Raw genomic sequence first — 15,641 nt, 5'->3', positions numbered from 1 at the left:
CCTCGCCCAGATTCATTCCCGTGCCCCCCGAGGCGTGACGACATGCGCGTCACATCGGGACGGTCACCAGGATGCGGCCAGTGGAAGTGAGCAGCTCGAAACGCTGGATCTCACCCATCTGGAGATCCGTCGAGCCGCCGAACTCGGCCTTGCGCCCGCGGTAGTCGGCCGCCGCCACGGTCCAGCTACCGGCCGGCGACACGGCGCCGCCGAAGCCGATCGCGCGCAACTGGCAGTGCGTGCCGACGGGCACCCCGTAGACCTCCGCCATGACCGCGGTCCCGCCCTCTTCGGGGGTGAGCCGGACCTCCAGGCGGAACTTCCCGTTCTTCCCCACATGCTCGACCGACGGCACCTTCATGTCGACGTAGGGACCGGGCGAGGCCGGCGCGGTCAGCGGATTCGGATCGCCGATTCTGCTGTCGGCGGTGCCCGCGCTCCCTCCGGCGGCGTCCGGGGGTGCCTGTTCCGCCTGAGCCGGGCCGCTGAGAGCCGCCGAGGTTCTTGGCGACTCCGTGTGCACTGTGCTCAGCCAGGCCGTGCCGCCCAGTGCCGCGACGACGACCGACGCGGCCAGGGCGAGCAGCACGCGGGAGCGGCGGTTGCGCCTGGCCGACGCGGCGACGAGCCGGTCCAGTACGGCACGCGGGGGCGTGCCCGCGTGCTGGATGTCCTCCTCGGAGACACGGGCCAACACGGGCGGCAGTCCCGACAGCTCGGCCAGCTCGGCACGGCACGCCGGGCACCTGTCCAGGTGCTCCTCGACCTCGGCGATCTCGTCGTCGTCCAGCGCCCCCAGGACGTAGGCCCCCAGCGACATCCGCACGTCGTCACAGGTCATGGCGCGAGCCCCCGTTCCTCCAGGGCCAGCTTCAGCGCCCGGAGCGCGTAGTAGGTGCGCGACTTGACCGTTCCCGGCGGGATCCCCAGGATCTCCGACGCCTCCTTCACCGATCTCCCCCGGTAGTACGTCTCCATGAGCACCTCTCGGTGCTCGGGCCTGAGCGAGGCGAGGGCGTCCGCGATCCCCCACGACTCGACGGCCTTCTCCAGCTCGTCGTCGGCGGGCAGGACGGCCAGCGCCTCGTCGCTCGTCTCCTTCGGCCGCGACTTGCGAGCCCGGTGCTGGTCGACGACGAGGTTGCGGGCGACGGTGAACAGCCACGCGCGGACCGGGCGCCCCTCCAGCACGGAAGGGTGCCGCCACGCCCGCAGTAGCGTCTCCTGCACGACATCCTCCGCCCTGCCCGGATCACCGGTCAGCCGCAGCACGTAGCCGTACAGCGGCCCTCCGTGATCCTCGAAAAGCGCCCGTATGAGCTCCTCGTCGGCGGTTCCGGCTGGACTCACACCCTCTTCACGTACGGCGGGGCCGTCCGGTTCATGAGGATTACTCGGATCACTGGGATCATTTGAGCGGGACATCGGTCGCCGTGCCCTCTACCGCGAGGCCCTGGGGCGTCGACTTCACGGATGTGATCTTCAGATTGAGCGGAAGGTTCTTCACGGGGACGGTGAAGGTGATGAGCCTTTCGGGGCTGGGCACCGAGAAGCCGCCCGCGATCTTCACACTGGCCGGGGTGAGCCGCACCCCGCCCTGGACGACCTCGAGCTTCATGTCCGCGGTCACCGGCACGGTCCGCCCGAGGACGGTGAGGTTCCCGGAGACCTTCAGCGTGTCGCCGCCGTCTCCCTCCACACGGATGCCGCGCGGCGCGCGAGCGGACAGGGTCTCCCGGGAGATCACGATGGTGCCCGTGACGCGCTCGGCGCTGATCCGCGTCTTCTCGGCGTTCTTGAGCAGGTCGGACAGCGGGGCGGACACGCCGTACAGCGTGGCGTCGATCTTCGACATCTTGACGCCCTCGCGGGTCATCGGGCCCATGCCGATGGCGATCTCCTCGTAACGTCCCGAGATGGCCTGAGTGAGAAAGGGAATGCCCTTGACCTGCACCGAAGGCGGCTCGGCGAGATCGTATTTCGCCTCGATCTGCCGGGCGATCTCCCGCTGGACGCCGACGACCGCCACCCGGTCGACGACGGCGAACAGGATGGCCAGCAGGATCAGGAAGACGACCAACTTGCGCATCCGAACTCCTCCGGGAGCACCTCGTGATCAGCGTAGCCCTCATCCCCCGGCAAAGGGCGGCAAAACCTCGACCACGGCGCCCTCGGGAAGGCTGACCGTGCTCGGATCGCGCGTGCCCGCCGGCGCGCCGTTCACCAGAAAGGACGAACGGCGCAGCACGCGCTCAATCTGCGGATTTCGTGTGATTTTGGCGACTAGATCCGCCAGAGTCTCCGCGTCGAAAGGCTCCTCGGCGATGCCCGCGGCCTCTTTCGCCGCGGCCCAGTATCGGACCGTTCCGGTGGCCATCGGCCCCTCAGCTCCCTTCCGTCACGCGGTTGACCACTATGCGTGACCGACCTGTTACGGCTTTAATCCGCGTGCAGCGTTGTTTACACGATGGACCCACATTGGACGCGAACTTCCTGTGGGCTACCCTACGAACTAATGGACCTGGGCGATGTGGCCCCCGGGTCCTTACGTGTTTGTACGGCTGTCGCAGGTTTCGCCCGAAGCAGCGGACAGGCCGACGAGGTGGCAAGGAGGCGGAAGTGAGCAACCTGCTCCTGCTGACCAATGCATTGGAGCCCTCCGCGGAGGTGCTTCCCGCGCTCGGGCTGCTGCTGCACTCGGTGCGGGTGGCGCCCGCCGAGGCCTCCGCCCTGATCGACACACCGCCCGCCGACGCCATCCTGGTCGACGCGCGCCGCGAACTCGTCCACGCCAAGGGCCTGTGCAGGCTGCTGCGGACCACCGGGATCGACTGCCCGCTGATGGTCATCGTCACCGAGGGCGGCCTCGCCGCGATGACCGCCGAGTGGGGTGCCGACGACGTCATCCTCGACACCGCCGGCCCCGCCGAGGTCGAGGCCCGGCTCCGGATGGCCGTCGGCAAGCTGTCGCTGGCGGCTGCCGAAGAGGTGCCGGACGAGATCCGCAGCGGCGACCTGGCGATCGACGAGGCGACCTACACCGCCCGCCTCCGCGGGCGCGCGCTCGACCTCACCTTCAAGGAGTTCGAGCTGCTCAAGTATCTCGCCCAGCACCCCGGCCGGGTGTTCACCCGCGCCCAGTTGCTGCAGGAGGTCTGGGGCTACGACTACTTCGGGGGCACCCGGACCGTCGACGTCCACGTCCGCCGTCTGCGGGCCAAGCTCGGCGCCGAGTACGAGGCGCTGATCGGAACCGTCCGCAACGTCGGCTACCGCTTCGTCCCCGACCGCGGCGGAGAGCAGCAGACCGAGACCGCCGAGCCCGCCCGGCGATAGCCGTACCGTCTGAGCTCGTTGAAAAGGCCCGCTCCGGTTTCCGGGGCGGGCCTTCTCCTGTGACGGCTACTTGATGAACGTGATGCGGTTGGCGACCGGCGGGGCGATCGGCGAGTGCGCGCCGAAGTAGGCGACGAACGCGTCGATATCGAGCGGGCCGCTCCACAGGTTGGTGCCCTGCGTGAAGACCGTGAAGCCGTCACCGCCTCCGACGAGGAAGTTGTTGGCGGCCACCCGGATCTGCTGGGCATCGGTCACGGCGGTTCCGTTGATCTTGATGTTCGAGACCCGCGAGCCGATCGGCTTGGTCAGGTCGGCGGTGTAGGTCAGCGAGGCGGACGGCAGCAGGACCTTCGTGGACGAGGCCGTCCACTGCTGCTCCAGCAGCGCGTCGAGCTGCGCTCCGGTGAGCGTGACGACCTGCATGAGGTTGTTGAACGGCTGGACCGTGAAGGCCTCGCCGTATGTCACGACCCCGTCGCCCTCGGAACCGCTCTGGGCGTAGGTCAGGTCGGCGCGGACGCCGCCCGGGTTCATCAGCGCGATCTCGGCGTTCCCGCCGGTCTTGGTGGACTCGAGCTGGGCGTCGGCGATGAGGTCGCCCAGCGGGGACTCGGCGCCGCCGGTCGCGTCACGGCCGATGTTCGCGGTGATGGTGCCGATCTTCTTGTTGGCGACCGTCGCGACGCGGTCCTTCCAGGTCTGGACGAAGGCCGCGGTCTCGGGGTCGGGCGTGACCGTGCGCGTCACCACGTGGTTGTCGGCGACGACGCTGGAACGGATGACGTCGTGCGTCCTGCGGTCGACCTGGAAGTCGATCTGCGTGACGACGCGGCCGAACGACGACCCCTGGGTGTAGTAGCGGTCCTGGCCGGCCGGGTCCTTGGTCTTGCAGATGTAGGCCTGGTGCGAGTGGCCGCTGATGACCAGGTCGATCTGCGGGTCGAGCTGGCTGGCGATCCGCGAGCCGTTGCCCGGGATGACGGGGCAGGCGTCCGGGCTCTGGCCCGGGGTGACCGAGTCGCCCTCGTGGACGAGCACGACCTGTGCCTTCACGCCCCTGCGGGCGAGGTACTTCGACACCTTGTTGGCGGAGGAGACCTCCTCGGCGAACTTCAGCCCCTGGATGCCGGACGCCGTGACGATGCTCGGCGTGGTCTGGGTGACCAGGCCGATGAAGCCCACCTTCACGCCGTTGATCTTCTTGACGTAGAAGGGCGGCAGCGCATACTTGCCGCTGTTCTCCTTGAGGACGTTGGCGCCCAGGAAGTCGAAGCCGGCGCCCTCCCACGTGCCCTCGGGCGAGCACCCGTCGACCGGGTGGCATCCGCCGTTCATGATGCGCTTGATCTCGGTGATGCCCTCGTCGAACTCGTGGTTGCCGACGGCCGAGGTCTTGAGGCCGAGCTTGTCGAGCAGGGCGACCGTCGGCTCGTCGTGGTAGGCGGCCGAGATCAACGGAGACGCGCCGATGAGATCGCCGGCGGCGACGAGAAGCGTGTTCTCGTCGCGAAGCTGCTTGATGTGGGTGGCGAGGTAGGCGGCGCCGCCGGCGTCGACGGTCTTGCCGGTCTCGTCCACGATGCGCCCGCCGGAGCCGGTCGGGGGCTCCAGGTTGCCGTGGAAGTCGTTGATGGAGAGCAGCCGAACCGGTACGGGCTTCGGGCCCTTGGCGTGCTGGACCACGGGGGTCGCGCTGGCCGGTCCGGCGGTGAGTGCCGCGAGACACGCCGCGGCGGCACCGGCGACGGCCAGTCGCGTAAGGGATGCTGGGGTCATGGTTCTCGACAGTAAAGCCGTGATCTAAGCATCAAATGGCGCAGAGATAACGATTCAGGGGGTTCGCACATGGCGGATGTTGCCAGAACCCGGCCGTGCTCGACGATGGACGATCACCTAGTGTGCGAGACATGAACGCGCGCGTGGAGATTTTGGAACGGCTTGGTGACGAGCAGGTGGCAGCCGTGCTCGCGCTGGTCGAGGCGGCCACCGAGGCGGACGGCGTGCGTCCGCTCAACGAGCACGTGATGCTGCATCTGCGCTACGGCGGCGACCCCGGGGCGAGAGCCGTACTGATCTATGCGACAGCGGACGGTGCGACGGACGGCGACGGCGTGGCCGGTGGCGGGGGCGTCGGCGGCGTTGGGGGCCTTGCCGGTCGTGGGGAGCCGGTGGAGCTCGCGGGGTTCGCGCATCTGGACCCGACGGACCCGGTCGAGGGACCGAGCGGCGAGTTGGTGATCCACCCGGCGTTCCGCGGGCGGGGTCTCGGGAGGCGGCTGCTGGAGGCGGTGCTGGAGGAGAGCGGCGGGCGGCTCAGGCTGTGGGCCCACGGCGATCACCCCGCGGCCTCCCGGCTGGCGGCGAGCGCGGGCTTCACGCGCGCCCGCTCGCTGTGGCAGATGCGCCGGTCGCTGTTCGCGCCGCTGCCCGCCGCCGCCCTCCCCGCGGGCGTACGGCTGCGCACGTTCGTGCCGGGGCAGGACGAGGAGGCGTGGGTGGCGCTCAACGCCCTGGCCTTCGCCACGCACCCGGAGCAGGGCACGTGGACGATCGACGACCTCAAGCGCAGGGAGCAGGAGTCGTGGTTCGACCCGGCCGGCTTCTTCCTGGCCGTACGGCAGGACTCGCTGGCGGGGTTCCACTGGACCAAGGTCCACGGCGATGGGGAGCACGCCCACGAGCCGATCGGCGAGGTGTACGTCGTGGGAGTGGACCCGGCGGAGCGCGGGACGGGGCTGGGCCGCGCGCTCACGCTCGCCGGGCTGGCGCACCTGCGCTCGCTGGGCCTGGCGCAGGTGATGCTCTATGTGGACGAGGACAACGCCCCGGCGACCAGGCTTTACGAGTCGCTCGGGTTCACTCGATGGGACACCGACGTGATGTACCGCCGGTGAGTCGCCCCTATCCGAGGACGAAGTTCAGCAGGAAGTAGGAGAGCGCGGCGACGATGGCGGCCGCCGGGATCGTGAGGACCCAGGCGGTGATGATGTTGCCCGCGATGCCCCACCGGACGGCCGACAGCCGCTTGGTGGCGCCCACGCCCATGATGGCGGTGGTGATGGTGTGTGTGGTCGAGATCGGCGCGCCGAAGCCGATCGCCGCCGTGTAAAGCACGGTCGCCGCCGCCGACTCGGCGGCGAAGCCGCGCGGCGGGTCGAGGTGGATGATGCGGCGGCCGAGGGTGCGCATGATGCGCCAGCCGCCGGCGTACGTGCCGAGAGAGATCGCCAGCGCCGACGAGGTGATCACCCACTCCGGGATGCCGGAGCCGGGTGAGACGTAGCCCCCGACGACGAGGGCGAGGAAGATCACGCCCATCGTCTTCTGCGCGTCCTGCAGGCCGTGGCCCAGCGCCATGGCGGCGGCGGACACCGTCTGGGCGTACCGGAAACCCCGGCTCGCTTTGTGCGGATTCGCCCGGCGGAAGATCCACAAGATCGCTATCATGATGATCGCGCCAAGGGTGAAGCCCACCACTGGCGAGAGCACCATCGGAATGACGACCTTCTCCAGCACGCCGTCCCAGTGGACGGTCGCGCTCGACGCGAGGGCGGAGCCGACCAGGCCGCCGATCAGCGCGTGGCTGCTGGACGACGGAAGGCCGAAGTACCACGTGATGAGGTTCCAGATGATCGCGCCGATCAGCGCGCCACCGACGATGATCAGGCCGTGCCGGCCGCTGGGGGGGTCGATGATGCCCTTGCCGACCGTGTTGGCCACCGACTCGCCGAGATGCGCGCCGATGAAGTTCATGACGGCCGCCATGAGCAGCGCGATCCGCGGGGTCAGCGCCCGAGTGGAGACCGAGGTCGCGATCGCGTTGGCGGCATCGTGGAAGCCGTTGGTGTAGTCGAACGCCAGTGCGACGATGATGACACCGATGACAATTGCGAGGTCCACTTAGCTTTCCTTGACCGCGATCGTCTCGATCGTGTTGGCCACGTGCTCGAACGCGTCGGCCGCGAGCTCCAGCTGCTCGATCACCTCGCGCATCTTCATGACGGTCAGCGCGTCGTAGTCGCCGCCGAACAGCTTCGCGAGCAGCCGCCGGTAGATCTGGTCGGCCTGGTTCTCCAGCCGGTTGATCTCGATCCAGTACTCGTTGAGGTGCTGCATCGACCGCAGCCGCGGCATGGCGTCGGCCGTCAGCTCGGCGGCCCTCTCCAGCACCTCGACCTGGCGGACGACCTCCTTGGGCAGGTGGTCGATCTGGTACAGAACGATCAGGTCGGCCGCGGCCTCCATGAAGTCCATCACGTCGTCGAGGTTCGACGCGAGGCGGTAGATGTCCTCGCGGTCGAAGGGCGTGATGAAGCTCTCGTTCAGACGGTTCATGATCGCGTGAGTGCGCTCGTCGCCCGCGTGTTCGCAGGCCCGCATCTTCTCGGCCAGGGCGTCCCGGTCCGAACCTTCACTGATGATCTCGACCAGCAGACGGGAAGCGGTGACGAGGTTGTTGGCCGAGTCGGCGAACAAGTCGTAGTAGCTGTCCTCACGGGGCGTGAGACGCAGTCGCACGTCATTTCTCCAGATGTGCGGGGATGGTCCGCAGAGAAGAGTACGGCCTACCAGTGGAAATGCGAACTTAAGGTCCTGTGCACGCGCTTGTAACCTTCTCTTCGCCTTCTGGCTGCCCTGCCGTCACCGGTTGACACGCACGAGTCATCAGATCTTGGTGCGGTGGAAGTTGAGGAACGAGCGGCTGGGCGTGGGACCACGCTGGCCCTGGTAGCGGGAGCCGTACCGGTCGGAACCGTACGGGAACTCGGCCGGCGAGCTGAGCCGGAACATGCAGAGCTGGCCGATCTTCATGCCGGGCCACAGCTTGATCGGCAGCGTGGCGACGTTCGACAACTCCAGGGTGACGTGCCCCTCGAAGCCCGGGTCGATGAAGCCGGCCGTGGAGTGCGTCAGCAGGCCGAGCCTGCCGAGGCTGGACTTGCCCTCCAGTCGCGACGCGATGTCGTCCGGCAGGCTGATCACCTCGTAGGTGCTGGCCAGCACGAATTCGCCGGGATGGAGGATGAACGGCTCGTCGCCGTCGGGCTCGACCTCACGGGTCAGGTCGGGCTGCTCCATGGCCGGGTCGATGTGCGGGTACCGATGGTTCTCGAAGACCCGGAAGTACCGGTCCAGCCGCACGTCGACGCTGGACGGCTGGACCATCTCGGGATCGTAGGGGTCGAGCTTGACCCGCCCGGACTCGAGCTCTGCGCGGATGTCTCGATCGGAAAGCAGCACGGGTGCAAGGCTAACGGTCGATGACGTGCGCATAACCGCCCACCGCCCATGTACGGCCCGGCCGGCGACGGGGTTCCGCAGGCCGGAGTCAGTGGGACGGGCCGGTGGATCTCGCGGCAGTCACGGACGATCTCGGCTGGGGACTGCAGGAGCACGCCCAGTTTCCGCTACAGTAGTGACGCGGTCGGCTTCATGGTCGGCCCACGCGGGTGTAGTTCAATGGCAGAACATCAGCTTCCCAAGCTGACAGCGCGGGTTCGATTCCCGTCACCCGCTCCACGAGCGAAGGCCCAGGTCAGGGACAGGATCCCCACCCGGGCCTTGATTGTTTGTGGGACTGTTTGATCTTCTCGGGCCATTAGCGGGCCATTAACTCTGTGATCACCCAGCAGGAAGCTCATCGGCCTCGTCGGCATCCCGCGCCTGGAGTTGCCTGTTGATCGCGTCGGTGATCACTTTGTCCGCCCCGCGTACGGCGTGCTGGTAGATCATCGCGGCTCTGACGTTGTCGTGCCCCATCCGGGCCATGAGGTCTTTGAGGCCAGCGCCGGACTCGGCCGCCAGCATGTTTCCCGTGTGGCGTAGGTCATGAAAGTGAAGGCCAGCGAGGCCCATCTCCTTGACCACGTCCACCCACCGCGTACGGGTGTTGAAGCCGCTACGCCGGAGCGGCCCGCCCTTGGCACCGGGGAAGACCAGCGCGCCCGGCTCGTCGAGGACGTAGGTGTTCAGGTGCTCCCGCAGCACGGGGCCGATCGCTTGGGAATGCCGACGATCCGCCGTCCTGCCTTGGACTTGGGAGGGCCGATGACCAACTCACCCGTGGAGCGTTCCACGAAGGCCGCGCGGATGCGCACCGTCCCCGCGTCGAGGTCGATGTCACTACGGCGGAGCGCGCTGACCTCTCCCCATCGCAGGCTCGCAAAGGTGGCCAGCAGGACCAGGGCGCGGAACCGGCGATCCTGGGTGCAGTCGGCGCGGCTGCCCATGCCCATCTTCCACAGCGCCCGTTCGGCCTCACTCCTCGTGACGAAGGCCTCGGGATGGGTCCGCATCTCCCCGTGCCGCTGGAACCGCAGCCGATAGGCACCGCTCTTGAGCTTGCGAACGTTGCCGACCGGGCGACGGCCTACGCGGTCGGCGAGGTCGAAGACCTGGGCGACAGTGAGGACCGGACGTTCCTCAGGGTGCTCGTCGCCGGCCCCGCGGATTCGACATGGGTTGCTCGGGATGATGTGGTCGTCCTCAGCCGCCGTCATGAGCACCGCGCGCAGCAGTCGGTATGCCTTGGCCGCCATCGACACCGAGACGCCGTTGCCGAGCAGATCAGCCCGCCACTGCCGAATCATCGCCGTGGGCAGCTTGCCAAGGGCGGCGCTCCGCGCCGCCTCGCGGCCCTGCGCCCGCTCGGCGGCCGGGCATGCGGCCTGGGGGCCGGTCCCGGCCGCCGGCAGCTCGGGCCGTCCACCGCCCGCTAGCCCCGCCACACCAAAGCGAACCTGCCGCACCGCCGCCCACTATCTTCCGTCCGGGGACGCCGAGACCACCGGCCGTCGATACGAACGATCAGGTAAGCGGTTCATCCCTGTCACCCATGCCCGCTTCGGGAAATCCCAGCGCCGCCAAACCGGCTTGCACTGCTCCGGCTTCCCGGTCAAGCAGACTGCGAGCTCTGGTGCCCCAGTTGGCCTCTATCCGGAAGGCATCCCCCTCGAACCGTGGGAACACGTGCAGATGGAAGTGAGAGACCTCCTGAAAAGCGGCTTCTCCGTCCGCAAGGAAGATGTTCACCCCCTCACAACGAAGGCCGGAGCGCCGCAGAGCTCGTCCCATGCGGTGGCCGATCGTCCACACGTGTGCACTCGTCTCCTCGTCGAGATCTTCCAGCCCGACGGCATGCATGCGAGGGATCACAAGAAGATGACCGGGGGTGACAGCTCCAATATCCATGACCACCACCACGCGATCGTCTGCGTAGGGGACACTCGCCTCCGCCTCACCGCAGACAATGGCGCAGAAGATACAGCCCGAGCATTCAAGGTCGCTCATGCACACCATGATGTTGGAATCCAGCGCCCATGGCGATCGCTTTACGTTCGTCGAGCGCCGCAGGACTGTGCATCGCATGTTTTCGAGCACTGATGTGGGTTATCTACGGCCACGCCGAGACCAGTTGCCGTCCTTTCCTGCCCCCGGCGGGGGCACTCCGGCTCCGGGGTGATCGGCAAGGCCTGCTCATCATGGCGGCTCTTCGATGGCTGAGGTAGGGGCCTGATCACCCCGCCCGCCCTCGACCCGGGACAAGCCGAGCAGACCAAGGCCACCGGGTCCAGGTCCTTCGTCCAGTAGGGCGCTCCACCTGGACCCGGTGGCCTTGGCCCGCTTCCCCTTCGGGCGGGTCGACGGCAGACGGGGTGATCAGGAAGGCGGTACGTACGCGTCGCGCAGGGGCTACTACGTCAAAACCTCCCCGTACGCTGATCCTTCGTGGACCCCGAATCTGTGGACTGGGCCGGGATTCCTGGCCCCGAATGGTATGAGCCTCGCGACGTGGCGGAGGCCTTTCGTGCCTTGATGCGCACGATATGGGCCGACGAGGATCACGGAGGCGGTATCCGCTCGGCCGTGGGCAATGATCACGCTGGGACGCTATACCCTGCCGCGGTTACAGGCACGGACGTATTGCTGCACATCGTCTCCGCCTGCCCTGGCCCACCGCGAAACGCGGCTCTATGCGTCTTGTTGGATTGGTGGGGATGCTTCCAACCCGAACCGGGCTTCGAGTCGTACATAGATCAGGACGGACATCGAGTCGAGGTCATCCCCGCCATCATCGAGCGGGTAGAGCGAGCAGCCCACACCATGCGCGTCGTCGCCGAGCACGACACGCAGGCGCGGGGCATGGTTCGACAACTGCTCCGCAACCTAGACCGAGGATGGGCGATCGAGGAGTAGAAGACGGCCACCAACTCACAGCAAGCCCAGCATGGGCAGTCCGCCGGGCCATTACCGGGCCATTAAGCAGGGTGACGAGCGGTCAACCACGGTTACTCCTGACCGGCCCCACGCCCAGGTCAGCGTCCCTACAGGCCGTGATCCATGCAATTCCCAAGCTGACAGCGCGGGTTCGATTCCCGTCACCCGCTCCAAACTCCCGGGGCCGATAAGCTACGCCAGTGGATCATGGGCACTACGTGTTGAGCCCCTGGCGCGCATACCGCTGATCAGGGTCTCCGAACTCCATGCCGTTCTCATCGAGAGCGTTGTAAATCGTCACGCGCCCGTGCGGGAAGAGGAATCCGACAGCCACCATCCCTTGCGCCATGTCCTCACCCGTCCACGTCAGAAGCTCCACGGCCTGCAGCCTCTGCCCCTGTAATCCCGCCAGCTCGTCAGGCACGCCCCCTCGCCATGCCAAACGGAATCCCTCCCCCGCCCAATCCAGAGGCCGAGCCGGATCGACCGTGTTCCACGTGATCGAGATTTCATCGAACTTCTGGTGGACGATCTCGACCTGCTCGCCCTCGAAGTCCAACAGGACCAGGCCATCGGAGAACCAAACGTCCTCGTCGAGGTCCCACACCAGCAGGGCGCGGGTCAGCCCCCGCCCTTCCAGCATGGCCAGTCTCCGACCATGTGCGGCGGCGACCGCTGAACTCCCGCTCAACCATGCGGGCCTGTATCCACTGATCCCGAAGTAGAACATCTGACGATCATGCCGGGAGTTGGCGTGAGGACGTCAAGCGCATACGAGCATGCTGTGGCACCGCACAAGGGAGAACCGTGATCACGTGCCAGATGCGTGCCAGAACGGACGGCGATCGGCGGTGATCGCGGGGACTCACGGTCACTCAACCAGCCTTGACCTGCACCCCCATTTTCCCAGCTCAGGACGGCAAGATCAGTAGCCTATTCCCAAGCTGACAGCGCGGGTTCGATTCCCGTCACCCGCTCCAAGCCTGAAGGCCCAGGTCAGGCGATTTCCCTACCGGGGTCGGTCGACGCAGCCTTCTCAGTGCCGTCAGTCGAACCAGACGATCAATCGCATGCCTTCAGGCCCGAACCGCAGCGCCAATGCCTGCATCACCCCGAAGACGTGTTCCCATCCGGTGCCCGGTCCCAGCGCGTCCAGTCGCGTCACCGGGCGATACTCGAGCGTCGCTCCAGAAACCTCCCAGCGACTCATCGGAGCCTCGACGGGTGAGGCACCCAACGGCGGTACGCCGTACTCCTCCACAACATCCTTGGGCCACTGGTCATCAATGCGATACCGGCTGATCGTCGAGCCATGTGCCGACTGAACATCAAGCACCCCCCGGGCAGCGGGACGGACAGTCACATCCAGATCACGCAGCTCCGCCCATGAAACCCACGTACAGCCATGTATGGCTGCATCTATCCGGACGCAGTCCTCATAGTCAGTACGAACAGGTTCCGACGCGTCGACAGGTAGACCACGGCCGGCCGCGACCGGGGTCCAGCCGAGGCGGTCACGAACACCGAAGAGGCAGCCGAACGACTCATAGTCACGGCCGTCATAGAGCGGGTAGAGAGGCATGGACACCGCCCATGCGTCCCAGCCGTACCAGTCCTCGTCAGCGCACGGGTGGCGAGCCTCGATGTAGCCGTAGATGTCGGTGCCCACGCCGACAGGTTAGACATGTTCAGATCGTTGGCCCTCCCGATCGCGTGCCGGAACGTCTTCTCGCAGGAGAATGACGCCATGAGTAAACGGTCGGATGGGCCGAGTCCCGACGAGCTTGACCGGCGACTCCACTGGTTCGAGTGGTACACCGACACCACATCGCATAACAGCATCCATCGCCCTCCTCGCAATCGGGCGTACGCCTGTCCGTGCTGTGGTTACCTCACTCTCCGAGAGCGTGGAGGCTACGAGATCTGCCCGGTCTGTTTCTGGGAGGACGACGGCCAGGACGAGCACGACGCACGTGTCGTCCGCGGCGGCCCCAACGGCGCCCTGAGTCTCAGCCAGGCGCGCCGGAACTTCGCCGCCTTCGGCGCCAATCGTGAACGCGACCTTCCCCACGTCCGTGATGCACACCCGGAGGAACATCCACTCCACGAAGAGCCGCGATCGGCCGACCGGAACTGACTTACGTAGCAGCAAGAAGCCCGGGACGCCAAGAGATCAGGCGCTCGCGTGCCCGTTGCGTGCCCGTTCGGTTGGCGATCAGCGGTAAGCAGGGGGGACTCACGGTGACTCGACCGCTGTAGGCCCAGGTCAACGTTTTCCCAGCTCAGACGGCGGGATCTTGAAAGACTTCCCAAGCTGACAGCGCGGGTTCGATTCCCGTCACCCGCTCCACTCTCGCATAGGCCCTGACCAGGCGATCTCTTGATCATCGGCCATGGCTTTGATCTTCATGGGCTCACCGTGGGCTCACGGGCCACCGATGATCTTCCGGATTTCCTTTGGTATGGCCGCTGGCCAGCTGAAACTAGCTGCGTGGCACGGATAGAGACCCGCGTCCGCAAGGACGGGAAGACGAAGACCTACCGGGTGCAGTGGCGCCTCGGTGGCAGCCGGAACGGCGAGTGGCAGTCGGAGACCTTTGACCAGAAGGCGCGCGCCGTCACCTTCAAGCTGGCGGTAGAAGCGTGCGGGCACGACTGGCCCGAGGGGTGGATCCGCGGGTACGGCTGGGCTCCGGCCACACCGGACCCGGTCGTCGAACCCGAGGCCGCCCCGATCCTGTTTCGGGACTACGCGACGAACTTCGTAGCCAGCCTGTCCGGGATCGAGGAGCGGACCCGGCACGACTATCAGCGGGATCTGCGCAACCACATCCTGCCGACCTTCGGCGACCACGACATCCGCGACGGAACAACGCTGGACCGCGCCCTCGTCCGGGTGGGTCAACCAGCTCCAGCACGGCGTCCCCGACCCCGCCAACCCCAACCAGTGGCTCCGGCGCCCGCTCGCACCCAAGACGATCCAGAACCTGCACGGCGTCCTGTTCGCCATCCTGCAAGACGCCGTCGAGGCCGATCCCCCGCTACGGACCTCCAACTCCGCCGCGCGCACTCGCCTGCCCCGCCTGGACGACGGCGAGGGCGACGACGAGATGGTGTTCCTCACCGAGCAGGAGTTCGCCTTGATCCGCGCTTGCGCCAAACCGGACGCGCGCGACATGCTCACCGTCTTCGTCGGCACCGGCCTGCGCTACGCCGAACTCGCCGCCTTGCAGGTACGCGATATCGACCCGTTCGGCAAGCCGTCCCGACTCTGCGCGTACGGCGGGCCTGGAAACGCCAGGCGGACAACACCTTCAAGGTCGGCCCGCCCAAGACCAAGCAATCCCGCCGGACCATCGCCCTGTCCTCCGAGGTCATGGACGCAATCCTGTTGAACATCGCGGGCAAGGGGCCCAAGGAGTTCGTCTTCAACTCCCCCACCGGCTCGTGGTGGCGCCACTCCTCCTTCTACGACCGCCGCTGGATCCCCGCCATCGACGACGCCTGCAGCCGCGGCCTGACCAAACGTCCCCGGATCCACGACCTCATCGACGCCATCGACCGCGCCCTCACCGGCTCCCTGCGCGCCGTCGCCTGAACCCCCGGAGGCAACAAGAACGTGATCACGGAGAACGCGACCAGACCTATCACGGCGGGCAGTCCGAGGCCGGACTGCCCGCCCGTGGACCAGACATAGACAATTCCAACCCTTCAGCGACCGTGTGGGCCGAATTCCGCTGGCCAGCGCAGGAGCCCGTCCGTCCGATGTTGCTAGAGGCCGAGCCCGCCCGCGCCCTCATCGAGCTGGGCACCAGTTCGAGACACGGTACGGGCGGACGGAAACCCGATTGTGGTGCAAGCCAACAACGCCACCTATGCGCTGACTAACCTCCCCCCACAGCAGCTGGCGATGTCCCAGCTGCGCGCAGTCGAACACAACCGCCCTGTGATCACAGCTGCCACCACTGGCGATCTCGGCGTACATCGACGCGACGGGTCAGCTGCGAAGGAGGACGGCTGAGCTGGTCGACGACATGACGGTGGTCACCGTCCCCATCGGCTCCGGCCACACCACCGCAACGAGA

Annotated in this window: 17 protein-coding genes and 1 tRNA gene; 5 read left to right on the top strand and 13 right to left on the bottom strand. The window is 67.1% G+C overall.

All coding sequences use genetic code 11. The features are described from left to right. Nucleotides 1-49: 49 nt before the first annotated feature. The 4 genes from N5079_RS31565 to N5079_RS31550 are packed head-to-tail and all read right to left on the bottom strand — an operon-like array spanning nucleotide 50 to nucleotide 2,377. Entirely contained in the window at nucleotides 50-841 is a 792-nt protein-coding gene (locus N5079_RS31565; RefSeq protein WP_261587837.1) for an anti-sigma factor family protein, read from the bottom strand. Then, the gene (locus tag N5079_RS31560; protein WP_261587836.1) at nucleotides 838-1,350 is read right to left on the bottom strand and encodes a sigma-70 family RNA polymerase sigma factor; all 513 of its coding nucleotides are present in this window, start codon (nucleotides 1,348-1,350) and stop codon (nucleotides 838-840) included. The genes N5079_RS31565 and N5079_RS31560 overlap by 4 nt, the downstream gene beginning before the upstream one ends. A 58-nt stretch (nucleotides 1,351-1,408) precedes the next feature. Then, entirely contained in the window at nucleotides 1,409-2,089 is a 681-nt protein-coding gene (locus N5079_RS31555; protein ID WP_261587835.1) for a DUF2993 domain-containing protein, read from the bottom strand. Between the two features lie 39 nt (nucleotides 2,090-2,128). Continuing rightward, nucleotides 2,129-2,377, bottom strand: a complete 249-nt coding sequence (locus N5079_RS31550; protein WP_261587834.1) for a MoaD/ThiS family protein — start codon at nucleotides 2,375-2,377, stop codon at nucleotides 2,129-2,131. Nucleotides 2,378-2,619: 242 nt separating this feature from the next. Between N5079_RS31550 and N5079_RS31545 the strand changes: the two genes are divergently transcribed. Further along, nucleotides 2,620-3,336, top strand: coding sequence for a winged-helix domain-containing protein (locus N5079_RS31545; RefSeq protein ID WP_261587833.1), 717 nt, complete (start codon nucleotides 2,620-2,622; stop codon nucleotides 3,334-3,336). 66 nt (nucleotides 3,337-3,402) lie between these two features. On the opposite strand, the gene N5079_RS31540 is transcribed toward N5079_RS31545, so the two are convergent. Further along, nucleotides 3,403-5,115, bottom strand: coding sequence for a bifunctional metallophosphatase/5'-nucleotidase (locus tag N5079_RS31540; protein WP_261587832.1), 1,713 nt, complete (start codon nucleotides 5,113-5,115; stop codon nucleotides 3,403-3,405). A gap of 131 nt (nucleotides 5,116-5,246) precedes the next feature. Between N5079_RS31540 and mshD the strand changes: the two genes are divergently transcribed. Beyond that, nucleotides 5,247-6,233, top strand: coding sequence for a mycothiol synthase (mshD, locus tag N5079_RS31535; RefSeq protein WP_261587830.1), 987 nt, complete (start codon nucleotides 5,247-5,249; stop codon nucleotides 6,231-6,233). Nucleotides 6,234-6,240: 7 nt separating this feature from the next. On the opposite strand, the gene N5079_RS31530 is transcribed toward mshD, so the two are convergent. The 3 genes from N5079_RS31530 to dcd all read right to left on the bottom strand — a co-directional run bounded on the left by N5079_RS31530 (nucleotide 6,241) and on the right by dcd (nucleotide 8,580). Continuing rightward, nucleotides 6,241-7,239 (bottom strand): inorganic phosphate transporter, encoded by a 999-nt coding sequence (locus tag N5079_RS31530; protein ID WP_261587829.1) that lies wholly within the window; start codon nucleotides 7,237-7,239, stop codon nucleotides 6,241-6,243. Continuing rightward, nucleotides 7,240-7,857, bottom strand: coding sequence for a DUF47 domain-containing protein (locus N5079_RS31525; RefSeq protein ID WP_261587827.1), 618 nt, complete (start codon nucleotides 7,855-7,857; stop codon nucleotides 7,240-7,242). A 147-nt stretch (nucleotides 7,858-8,004) separates the two neighbouring features. Next, a complete protein-coding gene (gene dcd, locus N5079_RS31520) occupies nucleotides 8,005-8,580 on the bottom strand; it encodes a dCTP deaminase (protein ID WP_261587826.1) in 576 nt (191 codons plus the stop codon). A gap of 205 nt (nucleotides 8,581-8,785) precedes the next feature. Here dcd and N5079_RS31515 point away from each other — a divergent pair. Continuing rightward, nucleotides 8,786-8,859: transfer RNA gene (locus N5079_RS31515), tRNA-Gly, on the top strand. Nucleotides 8,860-8,961: 102 nt separating this feature from the next. Here the strand turns inward: N5079_RS31515 and N5079_RS31510 are convergent. The 5 genes from N5079_RS31510 to N5079_RS31490 form a co-directional block, all read right to left on the bottom strand. Further along, nucleotides 8,962-9,327, bottom strand: a complete 366-nt coding sequence (locus tag N5079_RS31510; RefSeq protein ID WP_261587825.1) for a site-specific integrase — start codon at nucleotides 9,325-9,327, stop codon at nucleotides 8,962-8,964. Continuing rightward, a complete protein-coding gene (locus tag N5079_RS31505) occupies nucleotides 9,309-10,067 on the bottom strand; it encodes a hypothetical protein (protein WP_261587824.1) in 759 nt (252 codons plus the stop codon). The genes N5079_RS31510 and N5079_RS31505 overlap by 19 nt, the downstream gene beginning before the upstream one ends. A 79-nt stretch (nucleotides 10,068-10,146) precedes the next feature. Next, nucleotides 10,147-10,629 carry an HIT family protein gene (locus N5079_RS31500; RefSeq protein WP_261587823.1) on the bottom strand — a complete coding sequence of 161 codons (483 nt, stop codon included), beginning with the start codon at nucleotides 10,627-10,629 and terminating at the stop codon, nucleotides 10,147-10,149. A 1,141-nt stretch (nucleotides 10,630-11,770) separates the two neighbouring features. Further along, the gene (locus N5079_RS31495; RefSeq protein ID WP_261587822.1) at nucleotides 11,771-12,199 is read right to left on the bottom strand and encodes a hypothetical protein; all 429 of its coding nucleotides are present in this window, start codon (nucleotides 12,197-12,199) and stop codon (nucleotides 11,771-11,773) included. A gap of 402 nt (nucleotides 12,200-12,601) precedes the next feature. Beyond that, a complete protein-coding gene (locus N5079_RS31490; protein ID WP_261587821.1) occupies nucleotides 12,602-13,225 on the bottom strand; it encodes a hypothetical protein in 624 nt (207 codons plus the stop codon). 27 nt (nucleotides 13,226-13,252) lie between these two features. Here N5079_RS31490 and N5079_RS31485 point away from each other — a divergent pair, with 27 nt between their 5' ends. After that, nucleotides 13,253-13,693, top strand: coding sequence for a CPCC family cysteine-rich protein (locus tag N5079_RS31485; RefSeq protein ID WP_261587819.1), 441 nt, complete (start codon nucleotides 13,253-13,255; stop codon nucleotides 13,691-13,693). Nucleotides 13,694-14,932: 1,239 nt separating this feature from the next. Next, a complete protein-coding gene (locus tag N5079_RS31480; protein WP_261587818.1) occupies nucleotides 14,933-15,154 on the top strand; it encodes a hypothetical protein in 222 nt (73 codons plus the stop codon). The last annotated feature ends 487 nt before the right edge of the window (nucleotides 15,155-15,641 follow it).

Origin of the sequence: Planotetraspora sp. A-T 1434 (assembly GCF_025420585.1) — a bacterium.
Taxonomy (GTDB): domain Bacteria; phylum Actinomycetota; class Actinomycetes; order Streptosporangiales; family Streptosporangiaceae; genus JAOEGB01.
Note: the sequence above shows the minus strand (reverse complement) of the source record. Positions and strands in the feature narration are given on the sequence as shown.